This is a genomic window from Variovorax sp. SRS16 (assembly GCF_901827165.1).
In the GTDB taxonomy this organism is placed as follows: Bacteria; Pseudomonadota; Gammaproteobacteria; order Burkholderiales; family Burkholderiaceae_C; genus Variovorax.
This window is the reverse complement of record NZ_LR594667.1, coordinates 38,468-59,836: the sequence shown is the minus strand read 5'-3', so window position 1 is coordinate 59,836 and position 21,369 is coordinate 38,468. Positions and strand designations below refer to the sequence as shown.

Annotated in this window: 23 protein-coding genes and 2 tRNA genes; 10 read left to right on the top strand and 15 right to left on the bottom strand. The window is 62.4% G+C overall.

Features of this window, described 5'->3' with window-relative positions:
• Window position 1 precedes the first annotated feature (1 nt).
• The gene (locus tag E5P2_RS28035) at window positions 2–538 is read right to left on the bottom strand and encodes a hypothetical protein (RefSeq protein WP_197908634.1); all 537 of its coding nucleotides are present in this window, start codon (window positions 536–538) and stop codon (window positions 2–4) included.
• A 168-nt stretch (window positions 539–706) separates the two neighbouring features.
• Here E5P2_RS28035 and E5P2_RS28030 point away from each other — a divergent pair, with 168 nt between their 5' ends.
• The 4 genes from E5P2_RS28030 (at window position 707) to E5P2_RS28015 (ending at window position 2,335) form a co-directional block, all read left to right on the top strand.
• The gene (locus tag E5P2_RS28030) at window positions 707–1,189 is read left to right on the top strand and encodes a hypothetical protein (protein WP_162570719.1); all 483 of its coding nucleotides are present in this window, start codon (window positions 707–709) and stop codon (window positions 1,187–1,189) included.
• Window positions 1,190–1,420: 231 nt separating this feature from the next.
• Window positions 1,421–1,497 (top strand) — tRNA-Met (locus E5P2_RS28025).
• Between the two features lie 111 nt (window positions 1,498–1,608).
• Window positions 1,609–2,052: a hypothetical protein gene (locus E5P2_RS28020; RefSeq protein WP_162570718.1), complete on the top strand. Its 444-nt coding sequence runs from the start codon at window positions 1,609–1,611 to the stop codon at window positions 2,050–2,052.
• Window positions 2,053–2,071: 19 nt separating this feature from the next.
• Window positions 2,072–2,335 (top strand): hypothetical protein, encoded by a 264-nt coding sequence (locus E5P2_RS28015; protein WP_068673485.1) that lies wholly within the window; start codon window positions 2,072–2,074, stop codon window positions 2,333–2,335.
• A gap of 146 nt (window positions 2,336–2,481) precedes the next feature.
• Here E5P2_RS28015 and E5P2_RS28010 read toward each other — a convergent pair whose 3' ends face one another.
• Both E5P2_RS28010 and E5P2_RS28005 read right to left on the bottom strand, forming a co-directional pair.
• The gene (locus tag E5P2_RS28010; RefSeq protein ID WP_162570717.1) at window positions 2,482–3,543 is read right to left on the bottom strand and encodes a choice-of-anchor D domain-containing protein; all 1,062 of its coding nucleotides are present in this window, start codon (window positions 3,541–3,543) and stop codon (window positions 2,482–2,484) included.
• A 242-nt stretch (window positions 3,544–3,785) separates the two neighbouring features.
• Window positions 3,786–6,080 (bottom strand): AAA family ATPase, encoded by a 2,295-nt coding sequence (locus E5P2_RS28005; protein WP_162570716.1) that lies wholly within the window; start codon window positions 6,078–6,080, stop codon window positions 3,786–3,788.
• A gap of 182 nt (window positions 6,081–6,262) precedes the next feature.
• Here E5P2_RS28005 and recA point away from each other — a divergent pair, with 182 nt between their 5' ends.
• Window positions 6,263–7,303, top strand: a complete 1,041-nt coding sequence (recA, locus tag E5P2_RS28000; RefSeq protein WP_068673491.1) for a recombinase RecA — start codon at window positions 6,263–6,265, stop codon at window positions 7,301–7,303.
• A 139-nt stretch (window positions 7,304–7,442) separates the two neighbouring features.
• Here the strand turns inward: recA and E5P2_RS27995 are convergent, their stop codons facing one another.
• The 4 genes from E5P2_RS27995 to E5P2_RS27980 form a co-directional block, all read right to left on the bottom strand.
• Complete coding sequence (locus E5P2_RS27995; protein ID WP_162570715.1) at window positions 7,443–8,084, bottom strand: hypothetical protein; 642 nt, start codon at window positions 8,082–8,084, stop codon at window positions 7,443–7,445.
• Window positions 8,085–8,188: 104 nt separating this feature from the next.
• Window positions 8,189–8,734, bottom strand: a complete 546-nt coding sequence (locus E5P2_RS27990) for a hypothetical protein (RefSeq protein ID WP_162570714.1) — start codon at window positions 8,732–8,734, stop codon at window positions 8,189–8,191.
• Entirely contained in the window at window positions 8,731–9,156 is a 426-nt protein-coding gene (locus E5P2_RS27985) for a protein-export chaperone SecB (protein WP_162570713.1), read from the bottom strand. The genes E5P2_RS27990 and E5P2_RS27985 overlap by 4 nt, the downstream gene beginning before the upstream one ends.
• 51 nt (window positions 9,157–9,207) lie before the next feature.
• On the bottom strand, window positions 9,208–9,570 hold the full coding sequence (locus E5P2_RS27980) for a hypothetical protein (RefSeq protein ID WP_162570712.1): 363 nt from the start codon (window positions 9,568–9,570) through the stop codon (window positions 9,208–9,210).
• Between the two features lie 123 nt (window positions 9,571–9,693).
• Here E5P2_RS27980 and E5P2_RS27975 point away from each other — a divergent pair, with 123 nt between their 5' ends.
• From E5P2_RS27975 to E5P2_RS27960, 4 genes are all read left to right on the top strand, one after another.
• The gene (locus E5P2_RS27975; protein WP_162570711.1) at window positions 9,694–11,217 is read left to right on the top strand and encodes a GspE/PulE family protein; all 1,524 of its coding nucleotides are present in this window, start codon (window positions 9,694–9,696) and stop codon (window positions 11,215–11,217) included.
• A complete protein-coding gene (locus tag E5P2_RS27970; protein ID WP_068673502.1) occupies window positions 11,218–12,393 on the top strand; it encodes a type II secretion system F family protein in 1,176 nt (391 codons plus the stop codon).
• 75 nt (window positions 12,394–12,468) lie between these two features.
• A complete protein-coding gene (locus E5P2_RS27965) occupies window positions 12,469–12,882 on the top strand; it encodes a hypothetical protein (protein ID WP_068673504.1) in 414 nt (137 codons plus the stop codon).
• Between the two features lie 23 nt (window positions 12,883–12,905).
• Window positions 12,906–12,983 (top strand) — tRNA-Met (locus tag E5P2_RS27960).
• Window positions 12,984–13,359: 376 nt separating this feature from the next.
• Here E5P2_RS27960 and E5P2_RS27955 read toward each other — a convergent pair.
• The 6 genes from E5P2_RS27955 to E5P2_RS27930 all read right to left on the bottom strand — a co-directional run bounded on the left by E5P2_RS27955 (window position 13,360) and on the right by E5P2_RS27930 (window position 19,157).
• The gene (locus tag E5P2_RS27955) at window positions 13,360–13,803 is read right to left on the bottom strand and encodes a hypothetical protein (protein WP_068673507.1); all 444 of its coding nucleotides are present in this window, start codon (window positions 13,801–13,803) and stop codon (window positions 13,360–13,362) included.
• A 188-nt stretch (window positions 13,804–13,991) separates the two neighbouring features.
• Window positions 13,992–14,474 (bottom strand): hypothetical protein, encoded by a 483-nt coding sequence (locus E5P2_RS27950; RefSeq protein WP_068673509.1) that lies wholly within the window; start codon window positions 14,472–14,474, stop codon window positions 13,992–13,994.
• A gap of 10 nt (window positions 14,475–14,484) precedes the next feature.
• On the bottom strand, window positions 14,485–15,495 hold the full coding sequence (locus tag E5P2_RS27945) for a hypothetical protein (protein WP_068673511.1): 1,011 nt from the start codon (window positions 15,493–15,495) through the stop codon (window positions 14,485–14,487).
• 8 nt (window positions 15,496–15,503) lie between these two features.
• Entirely contained in the window at window positions 15,504–17,171 is a 1,668-nt protein-coding gene (locus E5P2_RS27940) for a hypothetical protein (RefSeq protein WP_068673513.1), read from the bottom strand.
• Window positions 17,172–17,184: 13 nt separating this feature from the next.
• Window positions 17,185–17,646, bottom strand: coding sequence for a hypothetical protein (locus E5P2_RS27935; RefSeq protein ID WP_068673515.1), 462 nt, complete (start codon window positions 17,644–17,646; stop codon window positions 17,185–17,187).
• A 41-nt stretch (window positions 17,647–17,687) separates the two neighbouring features.
• The gene (locus E5P2_RS27930) at window positions 17,688–19,157 is read right to left on the bottom strand and encodes a hypothetical protein (protein ID WP_068673517.1); all 1,470 of its coding nucleotides are present in this window, start codon (window positions 19,155–19,157) and stop codon (window positions 17,688–17,690) included.
• 187 nt (window positions 19,158–19,344) lie between these two features.
• Between E5P2_RS27930 and E5P2_RS27925 the strand changes: the two genes are divergently transcribed.
• Entirely contained in the window at window positions 19,345–19,665 is a 321-nt protein-coding gene (locus E5P2_RS27925; protein ID WP_068673519.1) for a hypothetical protein, read from the top strand.
• A 97-nt stretch (window positions 19,666–19,762) separates the two neighbouring features.
• On the opposite strand, the gene E5P2_RS27920 is transcribed toward E5P2_RS27925, so the two are convergent.
• Together E5P2_RS27920 and E5P2_RS27915 are read right to left on the bottom strand one after the other, a co-directional pair.
• Window positions 19,763–20,260 (bottom strand): dihydrofolate reductase, encoded by a 498-nt coding sequence (locus E5P2_RS27920; RefSeq protein WP_068673521.1) that lies wholly within the window; start codon window positions 20,258–20,260, stop codon window positions 19,763–19,765.
• A gap of 129 nt (window positions 20,261–20,389) precedes the next feature.
• A complete protein-coding gene (locus E5P2_RS27915; RefSeq protein WP_162570710.1) occupies window positions 20,390–21,202 on the bottom strand; it encodes a hypothetical protein in 813 nt (270 codons plus the stop codon).
• Between the last annotated feature and the right edge of the window lie 167 nt (window positions 21,203–21,369).

Below are 21,369 nucleotides of genomic sequence, written 5' to 3'. Positions count from 1 at the left end.
GTCAGAACAGGCCGACCTGAACCGGCGAAGGTCGCTTGAACTCGGTCGGCACCTGGTAGTCGATGCCGGCCGAATGAAGCCAGACGTTCAAACGATGGCGACTGTCGTCGTTGCGCAGGTTGAAAACGGGAATGCCGCGGTCCGATGCGATGACGATGGCCGTGGCGGTTCCGCCGGTACCACGGTTTCGCGTCTTGCGCGACTCACAACCATCACGCGTCCAGCAAATCACAAGGTCCGTAGGCTCGTCGAGCTCTCGGCCGAGCACCTGGTACGCATTCCGGCTGTGCATCTTCTTGGGCCCTTGGCCCAGCGTGTCCCATGCGGGATGAACAGTCGACGCGAGGTGCATCGCATCGCTGTCGTCACCGCCATAGTGCGGCGAAGTACGGCCGTTGAAACCCTTCCAGGGCAGGAAGATGGTCATCGCGCCATCGACAGCGAAACATCCCTGCTCAAAGGCGTCGTCTGCGCCGTCGGCCCCGCCTGAACGGAGCGTCCAGCCCGCTTTTGCGAAAGCGACCCCGAGCTCTTCCATGAGCTGCAGGACCTCCGAGGGCGTCTCCCGTGAGCCGATGCCCGTATAGATTTTCCTCAAATGATTGTCCTCCGTGTGTGACACCATTTATAGCGAGAAGCGGACTAACGAAGCGCTAACAGCGCCGGCACTGCCCTCCACTCGCTACACCACATAGGAGGACACCCCATGATTGAAGAACTGGTTTTTCTGTCGCTTGATGGCATGAAGCGTGTGCGCCCTGCGCTTGACACCCTGGTCATCTCCATCCTTGACAGGTCGGAGGAATACGCCAGGCCCCCACTCGGTGGGTTTCGAAGCGTCCTTGTTCTCAATTTCGAGGACACGTACGAAGAGTTGAAGCTGGCTGCGCCCGGAGCTTGGCCAGACGAGCCAACACCAGAAGAGCACGCGCGCTTTTGCCAGGGGGCCGGCGAGCTGGTGCCAACGCTCACGGATGCGAAGCGAATCTTCGACTTCCTGACGCTGCACAGGTTCAGCGACGAGAAGTTGAAGCTGGTTGTGCACTGCCATGGCGGCATCAGCAGGTCCGCCGCGGTGGCCGAATGGATTTCGGTGAATCTTTGGCTACCGATTGCCAACGGTCGGAGTACCGAATACGCCAACCTGCGCCTCATGCGCTTGCTGGACAAGGCCGCGGGTAAGCGGTAGCAGCTGCGATTCTCAAGAGCGCCTTCGGGCGCTCTTTTCCACGTGTGCCGTCGCAGCGCGGCAGCACACAATCCAGGAGCTCGGACCCGTAGGCGGCCGCGATTTTCGGCGAGCTGCCCGGGAAGGTGGCTGGCCCCTGAAACCTCGCAAAAGCGCGTCGAGGTTGTGGAATATGCGGATAAAACCCGTGCGTACACGAAGTGTCGGAGACGCTTGAAGCCTCCAAGAATTCGCGGGATGGCGCAGTCGGTCAGCGCGCTGGGTTCATATCCCAGAGGTCAGAGGTTCGAGTCCTTTTCCCGCAACCAGCTCGGCCCCGCAGGCATTGCGCCTCACGGGGCCTTTCTGTTGCCTCTGCGACCCCCGGGGTCCCTACACGCCTCATCAGGAACTCCAGGGCACCTCGCCCGAAACAGACCATGACCAACCTGGCCCCTCCTCTCAACATCTTTTCCGGTGCGGAAATCCCCTTGGGCGCTGCCCTGACGAACCCAACGGAGCTGGCCCGTCAAAAGGGTGTACTCAAGCAGTCCTACCCCCTCCACTACAACGGCCGGCGTTTCCCTGATGCGGAGACGGCCTATCAGGTGTCAAAGCAGGTTGCCCCCGACCGGGACGAAATGATGGTTGAAATCATTGCAGCCAAATTTCGCCAGCACCCCGCCCTCGCTGCCGAGGTCGAAGCCCGCGGCGGCTCTGAGTGGCTCGCGACCTGTTCGCACTTCACCCAGGCCCGCAGCGAGGCTGCGCGAGCATGGGAAGGCGCAGGCCTCGAGTCGCGCTACATTCGCAACCTGGTCGCAGGCTTCCGCCGCTTCGAGGCGGGCTTGGACACGGCGCTAGGACAATCCACGCTGTTTTGACAGCTACTCACGCATCTTCATGACAACATTGCAATTCGAAACCCAGGTCTCCGGCAGCCGGGACACGGTCTGGGTGAATGCCTCCGACGGCTCATGCGTTGCACGTTTCAGCAAGAAGTTCGGCATCGACGTTCACAACTCAGCCACCGCCCAGATGCAGGGAGCCAAGGAGTGCCTCATGTGCACCCATGCGCCCGCCGGGGAGGATGAGTGGGAGCGCTTCCGGGCCGCAGTCTTGGAACACTACGGCGTGAAGGTCAGAAAGAACCTCCTTCGCTTCTGAGCAACGAGCCTCCAGCTCCCCTGCCTCATTCAAGCCCTGGCTGCAATCGCCGGGGCTTTTCCATTTCGGAGGTTGAGGCGAGAAAAGAGCAGGGCGCCCCTTAGGGCGCCCCTTTTGAGCGTTCTCAGTCGCCCAGCGGCGCTGCCTCAGTTCACGGTCACTGCGATGGGAATCGTCACCTTGCCGACATTGGTCACGATGGACATGCTCGGGTTCACGGGGGCGACACCGGTCGTGTTCGTGTACGTGACCTTGAACCTGCAGCTGCCGCCAAAGCCAGTAAGCGCGGACGTGCAGGTGTAGTAGTCGAGAGCCCAGCCTGGCCCTGCCGGCAACGCCCAGGATTTGAAGGTGGCACCCATGCTGCCATCCGCGCGGAGGTCGACCGACGCGGTACCCGACGCCCCCAAAGCGAGGGGGCCGATAGCCACGGCTCCGCTCGTTACTCGAACCTGGCTGGCCAAAGGCGTCCCCTTGACAGGAATCGAGAAAAGCGAGCTCACCTGCAGGACGTCATTCCCCGGAAGGTCGCCTGCCGTGTACTTGACTCCGATGGTGCAGGAATGAGGCGCTGGGAGCACAGACCCGTTCGGTGGGCAAGTCCCTAGGGACGGGTCGAGCTCCCAGCCCTGATTGCCGTCCAGCATGGCAAGCGTCAAGGGCTGAGGCTTGCCGTTCGGCGGGTTGTGAATCTCCACGGTCGTAGAGAACGGGACACCGTAGAAGGTAGACGCCGTGTATGGCGAGCGAGTGGCCCAGATGTTCTGCCGGGTATCGGCCGTCACGGGAATATCGAGCGAGACCGCCGGGTCCTCCGCAGCGACCGACAACGTACCGGAGCGCGGACCGGTAAGGGTCGCGACGGGGGTATAGCTCACCGACACGTCACAGGAACTCTTCGCTGCGAGGGCTCCCCCAGCGCAGCCGGACAGCCCGAACTCACCTCCACCATTGACGGAGAGGCCCGTTACGGGGCTATCGCCTGTGTTTGACAGCGTCACGGTCCGCGTGTATGGGCCGGTGCCGCCGACCTCGATGCCGAAATCAATAGCGGCCAGGCTCGCTCTGAGGCTGGCGGGCGTGGTCGGCGACGCGACCGCCATGCCGCGGGTAGGGACGCGAAGCGTATACCTTGTCTGGGCAAAGGCCGGGGCAAGGACAGAAGCTCCAAGCAAAAGGGCAAATAGGGAACGGTTGAGGGATTTCATTGTGGCATCCGGGAGGAACATGTTTGCACGTGTAGTAACGTGCGTTAAACGCCGCGCCGAACCATCTGAAAGGCGGGTTAGCCTGGACCGCTTCGAGTGCTGCACCTACGAGCTGTGGAACTCCGTCCCTCCGTTTGCACGCGGCGGCCTGAACAGCATCCAAGTCCGGCCGGCACCGGGGGCAAGGAATCTCCAACGCGAAAAATGCGCCGCCCAGACAGACTGGGCGGCGCGGAAGAATGCTACAGAACGAGTTCGCGAATTAACGCGAGCTTCTCTTGCTCGTCGCGCTGAAGGATGGCCTCCAGCGAAAACTTTGTCGTCAAAGTATCGACGAGAGAGTAAAACTCCTCATCGATTCGCAGCTTGAAGGAAGCGGGATTTGCGAACAGGTGCTTCCATTTGCCGTCAGACATGCGAGCGAGAAATTTTGAAGTCAGGTACACGGGGCCCTTAAGCTTCAAAACCATCGTCTCTTGGTCGTCGAGCAACCGCACCATGTGGCCTTCGTGGTGACAAGCGGCGTTGAGCTTCAGCAGCTCACCGAACGTCGTCTCAAAGTGCTCCGGCCGGCGGAAGCCCAGCTCTGCGGCCAGGTCGTCCAGCTCACCTTCTGTCAGCAGCGACGACCCTTGTCGGATTTCGCGCGCGCCGATGAGGTGCAAGCCGTGGTCTTCCTTCTCGTAGGGAACGATATGTGGGTCCTTTTCGTGCAGAACTTCGAACATCAGCGTCAAGGGACGCTTGCTGAACAGCTTTAGCATCTTCCCGCGAACCGGGCCGGTAATGAAGTCCTTGATGTAGCCGACGAAATCGCTTTCGAAGCTACCGGTCGTGTGCACCAGCAGGTCGGACCGCATCACAGGGTGGGGGCTCACGACTCCGAGGAATCCGTTGAGTTTCACCACCGCGCGCACCCGAGTCTCGGGCGCCAGGTCGAGACCCGCCCCCTCCTCCTTGTAGTTGAAAACCTTGTCGAACGGCTGCGAGACGACGTTGCCCGCCACGTCGTAGACATGGCCGCGCGCCCGCAGAAGTGCACTGTTCGTACCCCACAGGTGCTCGTAAAACACCGACTTTGCGTACTTGAAGAGGCGCAAGCCGTAGCGGGTGTCAGTCGACACTGTTGCCAGCTTGTTTGTCACCAGTTCCTGCAGGCCAACGTAGGGTGCAACCCGGGCAGCTTGCACTGCATTAAAGTCGTACGTCGTGGGCAGAGGCACGACCGAGCTCTTGCCCTTCAGGTAGTCATCCAGCCGCATTGCGAGCAACGAGCCGTTCTGAAACGCGTGTGCGTCCAGGCTCACCACCTTCACCTGCCAGCTCGTACCCGGGATGTGCCCGCGGATGTAGTACTGGCGTTTGGTTGGCGGCACCAGCTCGGCAGAGCAGAAGTCGTACGTGTCGAGGTAGCGCTGCATGGCCGCGTCTGAGTCGAATCGGCCCCAGTTCGATGCGCCGTGAAGCACTTCGTCGCGCGGGGTTCGCATCAGATTGAACGCCTTGGCGTCGGCATGGGCGAACACCACCCGCTGGGTGTCGTTCTCGTACATTGCGAAGTGCGGCAACGAGCGCAGGAACGCGATGATGCGCTCCCCCTCGTCCTCAGGCAGGCGCAGCAGCTCCATGCCGGTCTGGGCATTGCTGAAGGAGCGCCAGAAGTCCAGCTTCTCCTGCTTGGCCGTGTCCCAGAACGCGACGAGCTTTGCGTCATGGTTACCCATGACCACCTTTGCCAGCCCAGCCGCGCACATACGCATCACGAAACGCAGCGTCTCGATGCTCTCCGGACCCCGGTCGACCAGGTCGCCCAGGAAAAGGAGCCGGCGCCCGTCGCGATGGCGATGGAGTCCGTCTGGGCACTCCTCGTACCCCAGCTTCTCGAGCAGGGCACGCAGTTCGCGCAGCAGGCCATGAATGTCGCCGACAATGTCCCAGTTTTCGCCCTCCAGCTGAAGAGGCGCCACCACGCGGACTACCGCGTCGGACGTCACGACTTCGTGAGGAAAGCGAGAGGTGCGCTGATAGCCGCCAAGCACGTACGCGGGGGCCTTGCCCTGCGCTGGCACCGTGACACCTTCGAGGAACTCTTGGATGGCGCGCTCAGGCACACGAGCGCTTCGGCTCGCGTTCTGGGCGAGCACCCGCTCCATCGGAGTATCGACGATGATGACCTTGAACGGCACGCCGGCTTGCTGGGCCATCTTGGCGAAGCGAGCGCGGTCGAAGCTTCCGGGGATTTCGTCCGCCACGAGCGTGGCGTCGACGATGGTCGTGAGCCCCTGCTTCAGGCGCTCCTCAACCACCTTTTCGATGGTCTCCCACACAAGGAGGCTTACCGATTGAAGCGGCTCGGAAACCACGTGGCCATCGGCCGCGATGAAGACCGATTCACCACCGAACGCGCGACGCAGAGCGTCACTCGACTGCACGATGCCGTGCGGCAAACGACTGTTTTGCAACAGGTGCGATTTTCCTGCCCCGGGCAGCCCGGACAGAACGGCCAGGCTACCTGCGGGAATGTTGATGACTTGCATTTGTTGCTCCTTGAGAAATATGTCCTGCAAGGTGTAGGGACGCGGCACCGGCGCCCTCAAGGCGACTCATCTAAAACGCAACTTTGCTGGACTTTAAAACGCTTGGGAGCTATAATGCTTCTCTGCCCGAAGGCCCTGCCTACTGGGTCCCTCCTCCATTTTTCCTACCGTACGCACCCCCCATGAACGAAGCCAAGCAAAAAGCCCTCGCCGCCGCCCTCCAACACATCGAAAAGCAGTTCGGCAAGGGGAGCATCATGAAGTTCTCCGACGACGCACCGCCGGTGGCTATTGAGGTGGTGTCGACGGGCTCGTTGGGTGTGGACATCGCGCTTGGCATCGGCGGCCTGCCCCGCGGCCGCGTGGTTGAGATTTATGGTCCGGAAAGCTCGGGCAAGACCACCCTCACCCTGCAGACCATCGCCGAAGGCCAGCTACAGGGCCTGCAGTGCGCTTTCGTGGACGCAGAACACGCGCTGGACGTGCAGTACGCCCAAAAGCTCGGCGTCAACCTCTCTGACCTGCTCATCAGCCAGCCGGACACCGGCGAACAAGCCCTGGAAATCGTTGACTCCCTGGTCCGCTCCGGCGCAGTCGACATCATCGTCGTCGACTCGGTAGCCGCGCTGACGCCCAAGGCTGAAATCGAGGGCGAGATGGGTGACTCCCTGCCCGGTCTGCAAGCCCGCCTGATGAGCCAGGCGCTGCGGAAGCTGACCGCTGTGGTCAAACAAAACAACTGCCTCGTCATCTTCATCAACCAACTCCGTATGAAGATAGGCGTCATGTTCGGCTCGCCCGAGACGACCACCGGTGGCAATGCACTGAAGTTCTACGCCTCGGTGCGCCTGGACATCCGCCGCATCGGCACCATCAAGAAGGGTGACGAGGCCATCGGCAACGAGACGAAGGTCAAGGTCGTGAAGAACAAGGTCTCGCCCCCGTTCAAGACTGCAGAGTTCGACATCCTCTTCGGGCAGGGCGTGCGACGGGCCGGTGAGGTGCTCGACCTGGCCGTGACCCACAAGCTGGCGGAGAAGTCGGGCGCATGGTACAGCTACAAGGGCGAGAAGATTGGCCAAGGCCGTGACAACACTTGCGACTTCCTGCGCGACAACCCCACCCTGCTGGCAGAAATCGAAGGCAAGGTGCGCGCCCTGGTGATGCCGAAGCCGGGCGCCGTGTCTGCGAACGACGAGGCCACCAGCGCGCTCGATGCCTGACCGACTCGCCGGGCATCAGCAAGGGGGCTTCGGCCCCTTTTTATTGACCGCCGCGCCGCAACCCCGTGTTGCACAAAGGCGGAAAGCAACACAGCATCCAACCGCGGAGGACCCCTTCGCTTGCCTAGCGCTGGCTGGACTATTCGCCGATGAGATTGGCTTTTGCTCTATCTTTTTCTCTGGCCACGCTGTAGAGGTCCCGCACCCTTTTCCATTCCTCTTCAGCCGCGTCGCCGTAGTCGAGCGACTCATAAAGTCTCGCCACCTTGCTGCGCAACGTGGCTGCCTCCACCAAAGACGCGGTGCTGTCGTCTCGCCACTCAACGCCTCGGGCGGCTACCCGGTACGCACGCGCCGCTCGATAGGCTTCACCCGCACTCTCGAAGTAGTCGCCGGCCTTCAGCGCGTATTCAATAGACCGCTCGTCGTCTCTGACCGGTGAACCCGGCACGCACAGCACTTCCGCCGCCGCAACCCAAGCGTTTGCCAGACCTACCGTATCGTTGAGTCGCCGGAGCAGCTCCATAGCCTCTTCAAGCTTGCCAAGACGCAACTCCTCTGATGACTCTGCGTCGAACGCCAACAGCTCGGCTGCCCGGGCCTTGAGCTGCTCTCGGCTTGACCGCTTGAGTTCTTCAGCATGCTCGGCTCGGCGCTTCCACCAGGGCACAAACCACCTGCGGGCCGCGATGGCGACTACAACTACGGCGACAACTGCCTCCACTCCCTGCGCAGGCCCGCTCCAGTCTTCTAAGAAATGTCGGACGTCGTCAATGCCCATACAGACCCCCTCGGGTGGGATTGTGCGCCGTCAGCGGCAGGCAGAAAAGCGGTTACACAGCAGGCGCTCCAACAACCGCTTCGACGCGCGTGCTTGGTCCGCAGTCAGCGGCAGGACGCCGGGAACCCGCGGAGCAGTTGCTTCAGCTGGTGGGTGTCGAACACCACGGTCTGCTTCCCAAGGTCCCGGAAGGAAAGCGTCAATGAAACGCTCGGCTTGCTGGCAAGGTAGCGCGTGAACTCGACCGGATTCGGCGGGAAGATGTTCAGGCCGCTCCCCTTCTGCCATTCGGCGGCCTTGCCGTCGACTTCCACCGGAGTCGTCTTGACACCAGTCGTAGCCATACGCGAGTCGATGCGGGCATCGGGTGCGCCGGCGTTGCAGAGCAAGCCGAACGAGGGAACGTCGTACGAGGTTCCGTTGACGACCATGTCGCCCGTTGCTCGGCGTGTAGCCTCCAACACGGGGCCTTGCTGGCGAATTGTCCAGCCATCGAGCTGCTCTTCCTTGAGCTGCTCCGGGAGCGGACCCTCTACGATGTCGCCCCCGCTCTTGAGGAACGCCAGCTCCTCCGGAACTTTATCCTGAATGCTGACGAAGGCCATCAAGCCGAAGGCCAGCGCGACGAAAATCCAGAGTATTGCGTTCATTCGCCGGTTTTCTTGCGGGCAAGCGCCAGCAGTTGGTCGCCCGACAGGGGCGGCAGGGTGATGGGGCCGTAACCTGTCTGCATGGTGGCAGTGGAGATGGCGGCGCGGATGTTTCCGATGAGCAGGCCTGGAATCTGCCGCTCGAGCATGGCAGCGAGCTCTTCGTCGGTGAGGTTTGCGTGCGCAACGATGGCTTCCAGGGCGGCGCCGGCCTCGAAGCAAAGAACGCCTTCTTCATTGGTGGCCTCGACCGTCACCGACAACTCCACGCGATGGTGACCCGGGTGCTCCAGCGCCTCCGAGGTGAGCTCGACACTGACGGCGTTGCTCACCTGGCTCTTGTTCTCATAGGGGCGAACGTGCGCGGTCGCATACAGCGCCTGTACGTACTGAGCAACGATGTTGCAGGTCTTGTCTTGCACGGTGAGTCCTTCTGGTTCGATTGAGGTCGTTCGAACCTTTAGCCTACGGGTTTAGCCGGCGTGCACTTCGGCGGCATCCTGCGCTTTGAGCTCACGAATGGACGCGTGGCTGGCGTTGCGAGCAATGCGTAGGAGCATCCCGGCGACCTCCTCCCCCTTGTTCGACAGGGCGAAGAAGCTCTCCTTGCCATGACGGTCGGTACCCCAGTCGGCCAGGCCGTGGGCAGACAGGCGCATCGCGAGGTCCGGCTGAGTTTTCAGCTCCTTCAGCACCTGTCGCTTCAGCAGGCCGAACTCCCCTGCGTCCAACAGGACGAGCATGAAGCGCTTCTCGTCGTCAGTCATCCAGTCCAGCTCATGCGGAACCTTGGTCTGGCGAAGGATGCCAAGGTTGTCGAGCTCTACGTTTTCCATGGGGCTGCGCCTCAAATTCAGTGTGGTGTGTGTTCTTTTTAGCCTTTGGGTTTTAAACGCGGTCCCGTTTAAAGATTTAAACGCTGGACTTATACGCTCCACATGGATACGAGCGCATCATCAATGAACGACACGCCCCCTGCCCCAGCACCCGCGAAACGAACCGGCTTCGGTGAATACCTGATTCAGAAGGGGTACATCACCCAGCAGGTTCTGCATGCCGCCAAAGCAGAGCAAGCAATCACGCAGGAGCGCCTGGGGCTCATCCTGTGCCGGGGTGGCTTCATTTCGCGAGCCACGCTCCTCGAGACGATTCTTGCCACCAATCCCGACATGATTCACGGGGAGTCGCTCTTTACCGCGCGAATCCCGGCCGACGTGCTGATGGGCACGCGCACAATGGTGGTCGCTGAAGCGGCGGGCAAGGTCTACCTGGCTACTCTCGAGTCCGAGCGCCAGGCGGCGGCAGAAATAAAGCCCTACTACCCCGAAGCTGAGCTCGTCTTCGTTGCGGCGGACTTCGAGAAGGTCGACTCCTACCTCGAGCAGGTGCGCGCCATGGAGCAGGACGACGACTCTCTTGTTGACAAGATTCTGCGGCGCGCCTTCGCTGACGGCGTCTCCGACTTGCACATCGTGCCGCGGTATGACTCCTACACCATCTTCAGCCGGTACCTCGGTCGCCGGGCGCACACCCACGAGGGCACGCTCGACGAGTACAACACCCTCTCTGCGCGAATCAAGGACCTTTCCCGCATGGACTTGGCCGAGCGGCGCGTCCCGCAGGATGGGGGCTTTCAGATGGAATACAACGGGAAGCTGGTCGACCTCCGGGTCTCGGCAATCCCGACCGGCAACAGCGAGTACATCGTCATCCGGTTGCTGGACCCTGACCGCGTGCAGCCTTCGCTGGACGGCCTGGGTGTCACCCGCATTTCGGAATGGCGCAAGGGCGTGTCCCGCCCGGACGGCCTGTGCCTCATCGCCGGCCCCACGGGCTCGGGCAAGACCTCGACACTGAACGCCTCCATCCGCGAGATGGACCGTTTTGGCAGCTCCATCTTCACCATGGAAGACCCTGTCGAGTACCGTATCCCGTACGTTGGCCAGGTCAACAAGAACGAAACCCTCGGCCTGGACTTCTCGCGCGGTATCCGCGCCTTCATGCGGTCTGACCCGGACGTCATCGTGGTAGGTGAAATCCGGGACGCGGAAACCGCCCGGAATGCCATCAAGGCCGGCGAAACGGGCCACCTGGTGCTGGGCACCCTGCACACGGGCTCCATCTTCGGCGTGGTCGCGCGTCTACGGGACCTGGAGGTGCCTCAGCACGAACTGCTGTACCTGCTGCGCTCCATCCTTGTGCAGCGCCTCATTCGGACTACCTGCGTGCACTGCAAGGGCGACGGGTGCCCTGCCTGCTACCACAGTGGGTATGGCGGCCGGACCGTGATTTCTGAGAGTGCCTACTTCTCGACTGAAGAAGACGTGAAGAAGCTGCTCGCCGGCGAGCGCTCATGGCCGACGATGCTCGAAGATGCCATCCTGAAGTGCCAGCAAGGCATCACGACCCGCAAGGAAGTAATCCGCGTTTTCGGTGAAGAAGCGCTGATGCTCTTCGAGAAGCTGGACAAGGGAGAAGCATAAATGCCAGTCTTCGAAGGGCGCGTAAAGCTCAAGAACAACTCAGTCAAGCGGGTTGAGCTCCAGGCCCGTACGGCCGAGGAGGCGCGGCACCATCTGGGCAAGATGGGTCGCATTGTCACGGTCAAGAAGAAGGTCGGCATGGACCTCGGCCGCGGCCTCACGGTCGCTGACCGCCAAATCTTCTTTAGCCGCCTGGCAGCCATGCTGAGTTCGCGCGTGGGTACCTCCGCAGCGCTGGCCCTGCTTCGCGATACGTTCAAGGGCCGCATTCAGGAGGTCTCTGCCCGCCTGCTTGCCCAGGTGGAAGCCGGCAAGGACCTCTCGGACGCCATGGAAGCTGTCGGCGCACCAGATTTCCCAGAAGCTACTGTGGCGCTCATCAAGGCTGGCGCTCGCTCAGGCGAGACCTGGCGCGCGCTGCGCGACGCTGCCGAGTTTGAGCGCGAGCTCGTGAAGGTCAAGAAGGGTGCGGCCAAGGGCCTGGCGACCGGCATCTTCTCATTCGTCTTCGCGGGCGTCATCACGGTCGTGAGTACGCTCTACGTCGGGCCAAAAATCATGGGGTCCGACCTAATCAAGGCCGCGGGTGATTCCGTGAACATCGACTTCATCAACACCACGGCCTTTGTGGTCGGCTGCATCATGGCCGTGCTGATGGTCATAGGATTGTTCTTCTTTCTGCTTGCAGCCGTGGGCCGGCAAATCAGTCCCGTCCACGCAGACCGCTTCATCCTTAAGATTCCGTACTACAAGGACCTTATCCTTGCCAAGAACAACTTCATAGTTCTGTACGGGCTGAGCTTGCTCGTGAAGTCCGGGGTACGCACCGAAGAAGCGCTGCGCCTCTCTGCTGTAGGTGCTCCTAAGGGCGCTTTGCGCACCGACCTGATGAACGCGACTACCGCGGTAAAAACGGGGCGCAGTTGGCCCCAGGTGATGACCACATTTCATCCGACCGACAAGGCATCCCTAATGAGCGCATCGGACCGAGAACAAGTGGCCGGAACACTGGGCACGCTAGCAAATCAGTATCGTGAGCTATACGCACAGCGGCTAGCGTCGTTCGTGCCAATGCTGAACCTCATCGCTGCCCTCTTCATGTGTATTGCCGGAGGCATTCTGTTCGGCCAAGCAATCCTTCCAATGCTTATGGCCTCCGGCGGAGTATTCGGCTAAACGCGTTCCTATACGTGCAAGCAGCATCAACCCTCAAGCAACACAAGCAACCGAACCAGGTTTGGAGTCTTCAATATGTTCTCGCTCATCGTCACAATCCTAGCCATTGCTCTAGTGGCAGTGCTTGCCGTTGCCACCCTCCTCTATCTGAAGGATGCGGGCAAAGGTAGCTCGGCAGCCGCCCAAAGTGCGCGGTACCTTCAAGAGGGCAGCCAATTGGTCGGCGCACTCGAACTCTACAAGCTTCACAACGATGGCCAGATGCCCACCGGCGATGAGCAGCAAATCAAGGACACACTGCTTCAAGACGGCAAGTACCTGAAGGCATGGCCGCAGGAGTCGTGGAGGTTCTCGACCGACTACGCCTTCCGTGCCGAGGTGTCCAGCGAAGCTTGCGCAGCCGTCAACAAAAAGCTCGGGATTGAAGGCGTCCCGCAGTGCAGCGATACGGCCTATGAGGCCAAGTCTGTCTGCTGTGCTATCGACTGAAGCGCAGTCCCATCAAAGCTTACCGCGGAATGGAGAAGGCTGGCCATCTCGCCTGGCTCATTACCAGGAGACCGTAGGTTCGAATCCTACTTCCGCTACCAACTGCAAAGCGGCACGCATCGCGTGCCGCTTTCTCTTTGCGCTCGTGCCGCTGTCGCAAGGCTTGAAACACCCCTTTGCATGGCAACGTCGGGGGGGCATAAGCCAGAGGCCTTCTGAGTTGTATTGTTCTTCCTCAACGCTGGGCTTGGCCGCGAACTGCGGCGACCGGCGCGCTACCGGGCCGGTAAACGACCCGCGCGACCAGCACTATGGACATGCATAGGAGAATGCGGCCTAGCTGGCCTGCTAGTGACCGACGAGAGTCTGCAGGGTTCCCGGGACGTCAGGTGGTGTGTCAGGAGGACGCAAACGAGAAAGCGGCCCAAGGGGCCGCTTCTGTGCGCTGTACGTGTGCGGGGCATGCCCCGCATGCGATTACAGCTTGTAGGTGATGGTGTACACCGGAGTTGCAGCGCCGTCGCCCTTGCAGAAGAAGGCCTTGGCTGCTTCTTCGGCTGCGTCGGCCGGGCCGGCTTCCGGCAGGCCTGCCTTCACGTTGATGGCGTCGCACACCTTCTTGCTGGGCACGACCGAGGTTGCGAGAGTCATGTCGGCCGACGCCCAGGTGCCGGGGACTTGCGCCAGGTATGCCGGTGCTAGGTCGTCGATGGTGGCCGGGGCAGCCACGAGCGTGCCGGCTTCGACGTCGGTCTTGGCCAGTTGCGAAGCGCCATTCAGCTGCTGGCCTTCGTTGATGAACTGCGAGGCCTTGGCTTCAGCGGCACCCTTGTTAAAGGCGGTACCGCCGTAGTAGATGGTGGCGAGAGCCAGAGCAGCGACCAGAGCGATGGAGATGATGGTGATGATGAGGGAGAACATGGTGTCGAATCCTTGATGGAGTGGAAAATTCACCAGCCGGTCGGTTGACGCACATGCGTCACTCGCAGCCTGCTGATACTCCGTATAGAAAGTCGACTAAGAAACGAATATCAGTTTTTATATGGTTGAGGCCTATTTGCGTACAGCCCCAATCGGATTGAAAAGGCCCGCTAGTGCGGGCCGTTGTCTTAAGATTTGGGCAACGCCTTTGGAGGCATCAACTTCGACCCGGAGGCCGCGGGTCCCGGGTTCGCGGCCGCTGCAGCCGCGTCAGGCTTCGCCTTTGCCGCTTCTCTCATGGCCTGCGGACGGGCCACGGTCAAGCTCATCCCAGGGCGCGCACAGGCCTCTCCCATGCAGAACGACTTCATCTCGAGCTTGCACACGGTGGCTGCCAGCGTGGCGCGCTCCAACTGCTCCTTCGGGGCGTCGGAGAGTTCTTCGAAGATGATGATGTCATCGCCTTTCATGGCGACATCCCTGTAGCCCAGGCTGCGTAGAGTGCCCGCGCACGACTGTAGGTCGACGACTGCTCCGCTATAGGTCGGCGCGGGGCGTGCCTGGCTCGGGGTCACCGCAAAATAGGAGGTCAGCGCCCATGCGAACACGCCGATGGCGATGAACGTCGAGCCAGCCGCGGTGTTGAACTTGCGTTTTTGTTCTGGAGACATGTATCGGTCCTTATTGCCCGGCGGGAGTCGTAGGGGGAGCGGGAGGCGGCGTAAGGTCTGGAGCTGGCGGCGCCACCTGCGGCGGGGGCGGCGCACCGACGGGCGCAGCCTGCGTCATCCGGGCGTCCCGAATATCAAGCGCCTTCCATCGCTTGTCGGCGTACTCCACCTTTGCAACGTACGAGTTCGGCTGCAAGGACTGCAGGCGCGGCCAGCGCGAGATTGGCAGGTCGTCATAGTTCACGCGGCTCACGGCGGAGGCTACCGGTGCGTCGTACGGCTGGTATCGCGTCACCATGGAGCCCACCAGGGCAAAGAAGCCGGTCACGAAGAACACGGCGCCCAGCACCAGAAAACGAGTTCGCTGGTTCAGGGCAGGCGACATGCGCTCGCGCGGCGCCAGCCAGGCGGTCGGTTCCTTCGTGGACGATTCCGGCAGAAGAATGGCCGACAGTCCCGTGGCCTGGCGCTCCACTTCGACGAGGCGCGTGCCCGTGCGGATGGTCACCTTCGCCGGCTCGTCCGCGCGATAGGGGCCGAGGCTGTCGAAGTACTTGATGATTTGCGGCAGGTAGGCGACGCCGTCGCCGCCTTCGTGCACTTCGTAGGCGTAGCCGTCCCCGAGCTTGAAGGCGTCGTAGAAAGCCATGGCCGGCTGGTCGAAGTGCTTTTCCGCCACGCCGAGCGCGTACTCGCGGGCGTCACGCTCGCGGACCTCCGGCAGGTAGCCGATGAGGATTCGAATGGGAGCCGAGCGCAGCACGGTCGTTGGCTCGCCCGGGGACGCGGCGGTCGGGTCTTCGCTCACGGCGGACTTCATGCGGCTGCCGAAGAAGCGCTTCCTCGGCTTCATGACCGGCAGCGCGTCTGCGGCCTGGGCGGTCGCCTCCTCTGCGATGGGCTCCAGGGCCTGGCTCACCGGCTGCTCTCCCGTGGGGAGGAAGTCGCTCTCGCGCCACTCCTCATCGAACGAAGGCTCCGAAGGTTGCTTCGGGGCGGGGGATTCTTGGAGGTTGTTCATCTGCGTCCTTACTCCGCCTTGCCCGCGTTCAGGCGGCCGCCGGCCTTGCGCTTCTCGGCGGCGGTCGGGTTGGCCTTGCCGGGCGCGAGCTCGAGGTAGTCCTCCATGCCAGGCTCCGACTCCTCGACGAGCTGGCCGATGCGAACCACGCTCGAGCGCACGACGATGAACATGCTCTGGCGGTCCAGCTTCAGGGTCTGCGATTCAGCCTTGGTGCCCTGCAGGAACAGGGGTGAGCCGAAGCTGTTCGAAATAGAGTCGTAGGCCAGGCCGCCGACGACCACGGTCTGGCCGGGGCGCATGCGCAGGATATCGTTGAAGCTGCGTTCCGCCGTCGTCGGCTGGGTCAGCTTGCCGAGCTGGTTGCCCGCGGACAGCTCGTTGAAGGCAATCACGGCCTTGATGGCAAGCTTCATGTCCACCGTCACCGTGTTGGCAGCCGAGTCATAGGTCGGCGTCATTTCGACGGTGATGCCGTCGTCAGCCTTCTCCGTCTGCGTCGAGCCCAGCGCGGTGTTGTTGTTCGCGCCGGTCGATTGCGTCACGCCGATTTCCTTCACGTAGGGAATCTGGGTGAGCGACTTGAACTCGACCTTGTTGCCGGCCACCGTCTTCAGCAGGACGTTCTGCTTGGTCTCGGCGTTGCCGTACGTTTGCAGGAAGTTGAACATCCCGGAGAAGTTGAAGCGCTGCGTGAAGATGAGGCCTTGCAGAGCGCCGCCAGCGAAGCCTGCCTGGGACACTGCGCCTGCGATGCTGCCCACAGCGTTGGCTGCATCGGCGACGGCGTTGCCGGTCGTGCCCGTCGTGCCCGTCGTGCCGGTCGCTCCGGTCGTGCCGTTGGTCCCGGTTGTGCCGGTTTGTCCGTTGATGCCGGTGCCGGTCGTGGGCTGGTTCAGGTTGAGCGCTTTCTGCCAGGCCTGGATATCCTGGACGTTGCCGCCAGTCAGTGCCGCCAGCTGGAGCTTCTCCCAGTCCACGCCCTGCTTGGCGTTCTGGTTCAGGGTCACGTTCACCACCGCCACCTGCAGCGTCACGAAGGCCGAGTTGTCCGTCATGCGGCCGAGGTAGTGGCGAACCTTGCGGTACTGCGAAGGGGTGACGTCCAGCGAGGCCATGCCGGCTTGCCACGTAACCGCACGCTCCTTGATGCCAATGGCGTCCAGGCCTTTGACCAGCACCTCACCGAAGGTGTTGTCCTGGGGGACGCTCACGGCGATGCGCTCGGTGCTCGAGACAAGGACGGCGCCTTCGTTCCAGGTGAACCAGACATCCGTTGCGCGACCGATGGCGCTCAGCAGCTGGCCGAGGGTGCCGTTGAAGCGCGGCATGTAGAAGCTCTTGCCGGCGGCCTGTTCATCCGAAATCAGAATGGGAACGCCCATCTCGCCCAGCACGGCGACCACGTCCTTGACGGTTGCACCCGGCTCGAGGCTCAGCTGCACCTTGCGGTTCTTGACTTCAGGCGGGAGGGAGAACGGCGTCATGATGACGATGGACGCCTTCCCCTCCTTCACCACCGGTGCCGCGTCCCAGCCCTCCGAGATGGACATGGCCTGCTCCGCCTTCAGCGAGGTATTCGGAAGGTCCTCAGGAAAATCCTTGGGGGTGATGGTGGAGCAGCCCGCCAGCATGACGGCTGCGGCCACGGCGACGAGTCGCAGGGTCTTGTTCATTTTCAAGGGTTCCTTATTTCTTCGGGGCAGGCTTGCCGACGCTGGACGGCAGGTCGCGCGGAGTGGGCGCCGCGGGCATCGGAACCGGAGCCCCGACGGTCGCGGCGGGAGCGCCAACCTGCGCGGCCGGGTTGGAGACTCTGCGGATGAGTTCCTTGTCAGCGGCCTTCTCGAACACGTACGTGTTGGTGCCGCGGTAGATGCGCAGGCCGTTTACCGTGCCGACTCGACTTGCGTCCACTTCTTCTTCAATGGTGGGTTTGGAAAGCACGATGGGCATTGCCGGCGCAGCCGGTACGGGTGCCTGAACGACGCCCGGCGTGGCCAGCGGCATTCCCGGTTGCGACTGCTCCACCACGGGGGCCGGCTGCGCGGGCTCCACGGGGCGCGCGAAGGGATTTGGTGCGGACTGTGCGAGCGCAACGCCGGAGGCGGTGGCCAGCAGCGCCGCGACGGCAAGGTGAAGTTTTTTCATCGGTAGAGAGGGGCGAGGTTCATAGTTCTAGGCACAGGCGTTTAAACCTCGGCCGGCGGCGCAGGCGGCTTTTCTCTCGGCGTAGCTGGCTTGAGCACGCTGCCCAGCAGGTCCCCCTTCGAGATGGCGGTCCCTGCGACGGTCGCGGCGTTTGTAGAAGCCGATGGCGTGAAGAGCGTCCCGGAGATGGCAACGTCGTACATGCTGTCCTCCTTCGGGAGCTGCGTCATGTACTCCTCAGGCACGTCGATGATGATGACGCCCTTGAACTCCAGCTTGCCTGCCTTGACGTTCCACAGCGCCTCCTTGACCTCAAGCTTCGTACTCTCGTGCTTGCGCACGAGCCAACCCTTTTCGTCCAGGGCCTTCAAGAGTGCCAGGGTGAATGGCTGGAGGCGGCTGCGCTCCTTCGGATTGGGGGCAAGTGCGCCGCGCACTTCCTGTGGCAGCTTCGCGAGCACGGTGTCGCGCAGCTTGATTTCAAGCATGTAGACGCGGTTCTTCACTTTCCAGGCGACGGCCTGCACGCCCTTGGGCAAGCCGCGGCTCTGGAACGAGAGTTGCGGAAGCGCCTGGAGGAAGCCCTCCAGGATGAGGTCCGGCAACTCGAGCTTCTCCAGGGTCTGGGTCTTCTGCTCGGTCAGGGCTTCAGCCTGGGCGCCATCGGCTGCATCCAGGATTTCGCGCGCTTGCCGGTAGATGGCAGGGTCGCCGTTGACATCAGGAATCTGGCGCGGGCGGCTGTGGAACTTGACGGCCATCATCACCGCATTGCGGTCAGCTTCCGGCAGGGCCCACCACGAGGTCAGCGTACCGAGGATGCGGGAGGCCTCGCGGTCATGGTCCTTGATGGCCGTCCAGGTATCGCCACGCTTCACGTACGCCTCAATTTTCCCGAGCTCGTGGGCTGCTGCGACCACTGCCGACAGGCCAGGGTACCGGCGATGGGTCAATGCCTTGGAGGCAAGGTTGAGGGCGTGCTCGAGAAGGCTGACCCTCACGCCTTCTCCGGGGTATGCGTCAGGGTGCGCCGAAAGCGTCCCGAGGACGTCGCCGAGCAGCACACGCTCTTTTTCCGTCATGCGCGACAGCGCCGAGTCGTCGTCGGCGCCCAAGTCCAATTCATCGCGCGGCCAGGTCTTGGGCAGCGGGAGCTCGCCGCGGGTGATAGTGACCTCGCGGAAGGAGCCCGAACCCGCTTCCCGCTCTGCCCGTTCCTTGCTCTGGCGCGCCGCCTGCGTCCATACCAGGCCCAGGCCAACAGCTCCGAACATGGCAGACCCCAACAGGATGGGAGCGGTCCAGTATGCGAGCACCGAGATTTGCACCCGCCAGGCCCCCATGATGGAGATTTCCGCCGGGACCTTCAGGTTGATGAAGGGCAGGAGCTTCTGCAGGGCGACCAAGGCCTTGTAGTTCGTCTCTGGCGAGGCCAGGGTCCACCAGACGGTGGAGAAGAGGAACCAGAACAGCAGGACGACGATGAAACTTTTAAGGAGCTTGGGGCGCATAGGTGGTGTCGGGGCTTAAAGGCGGCATCACCGTATAGCTGAATCGTTTATGTGCAGCGGTGCCTACACGTCCGAGCGATACCACTAGCCGCTTGACTGATACTGACAGTGCTCGTATAATTCGTAACACTGACAGAATTCGACTGTCACTCGTTTTAGGCCCAACCCCAACCGCCGAAGGAATCACATGACTGCAGCAGCCACCACCAAGCAACAGCCGAAAACCACGTACTTCTACAAACTGTTCCGCGTCAAGCGCAGCGACGGCCGCGTGACCACGGTTTCCCTGAACCCCCTCCTGGTCACCCAGGCCTGCCGTGCGGTTCCTGGTGGTTTGCCTTCCGTGAACAAGCTGGTGCGCGAGGCTGCCGCCCGCTTCGAAACCGGCATGTACAAGAACTGCTCCGGGTACGTGAGCAAGCAGTTGACCGCTGCTGTCGAAGTGGCGCTGGTCGAACGCCGCTCCAATCGAGTCGCCAACGATGCCATGAACGCCGTGGCCGCCTGAGCTCTAGCTCCCGCCTCGAACGCCGCCCTCGGGCGGCGTTTTGCATTTCCAGGACGCAAAAAAGCACCCGGACGTCAATCCGGGCGCTTAAGCAGGGTCAGCGGGGGTTGCGCTGCCGTCGATAGGTCTCGAAGACCAGGTTCAAGCTGCCGTCCTTGACCGCGACTTGAGCATCGAGCTGAAACACACTCGCGTCTATAGGAGGGCCGAATGCATCGGCATCTATAACGTTTGTGTCGACTTGTGTGACGTAAAGCGTATCCGCAACCCGAATCGCTCGCTCGTACAACGCCTGGCCACCGATGACGAAGACCTTGGCGGGGCGGGAGGTACCCGCCAGCGCAAGCGCGTCTTCGAGGCTGCTGCAGGCGAAGCCGCCTTCGTGCTGGAGCGGTTTGCTGGTGACCACGATGTTCAGCCGGCCTGGCAAGGGGTGCATCGGCAGCGACTCCCACGTCTTGCGCCCCATGATGACCGGGTATCCGCCGGTCAGGTCCTTGAAGTGCTTGAGGTCGGCCGGCGCGCGCCACGGCAGCGTGCCGGCTTTACCGATGGCTCGACTTCGGGCTTGCGCCCAGATGAGGCAGAGTTCCATGATTCCTTCGAGTGTCTGACGGGCTTTGGGTGCCCCGTGTAGGAATCAGCGACGCCGCACTCATAAGACAACGCCCGTTAGGGTTTTCGCAACGGGCGAGAGCAGTGTCGGCGAGCGATGTACGAGCGCTTACTGGAGGGCGACCGACGGCATGGTCTTGTTGGCGTTCGTCGTGTTCATCAAGCCGGCCGGCAGCGGGGGCGGCGGCAGCGTCGCGGCCTTGTTGGCCGGAATGGACGGCGGCAGCGCGGTCACGTTGGACCCGGGATTGAAGGAAGCACCGCCCACCGGCATGCCCGCACCCAGTAGCACGGGGTCCTTCTTGGCGTCGGACACCACGAAGCGGCCGATGGTCTGGTCGTGAACCTTGAGCGTGCGGCCGCCGACGTTGGCGCTCTGCGTGTTGATGACCTTCACCGGGCCTGCGGGGCTCATCTCGCCGTCAGCGATGGTAGCCACGTTCCCGCGGATGTCGAGCACGACCGAGTTCTTGCCACCGACCGAGATGACCGACAGCAAGGTTGCCGGAGGAATCGCCGCGGCCTGGGCGGCTTGAATCTCCGCTGCGCGACGCGCAGCAGCTTCGGCCTCTGCCTTTTCCTTGGCGAGCGCCTTTGCCGACTTCTTGACCGGCTTTGGCTCGCCAGATTGCTCCTGTGCCGAAGGCTTGGGCTGCGGCTTCATGGACTGCTCGACATCCCGCAGCTGGAGTTCTTCCTTTTTGGTCTGCGTCAATGCCTGAGCGGCTTCCACACCCTTGCGAATCGGGACGTTTTTGATTTCTGCTTCCGTGCTCGTCTGCTTCAACCGCTCTTCCAGCAGCTGGGAGCGGTAGCGCGCTACCTCGAGCTCACGCTGCAGCTGCTCGGTCGACAGCGGCTTGCCGTTGAACGGATTGACGAAGCTGCCAGCTTGGTCCGAGGAGGTGCCCGGCAATGCCACGGGGGCTTGCGAAGGCACTGCACCCAACGTGGCCACCGCGCCCGCGGTCAACGAGGACAGGGTCGGGGCTGCTGGCGCCACCGCAACTGCCGAAGCAGGGGTTGCAGCGGGCGCCGCGATGGCGGCGGGCGCATCGGGGGCCTTCGCAGGCGCCTGAGCGAACGCTA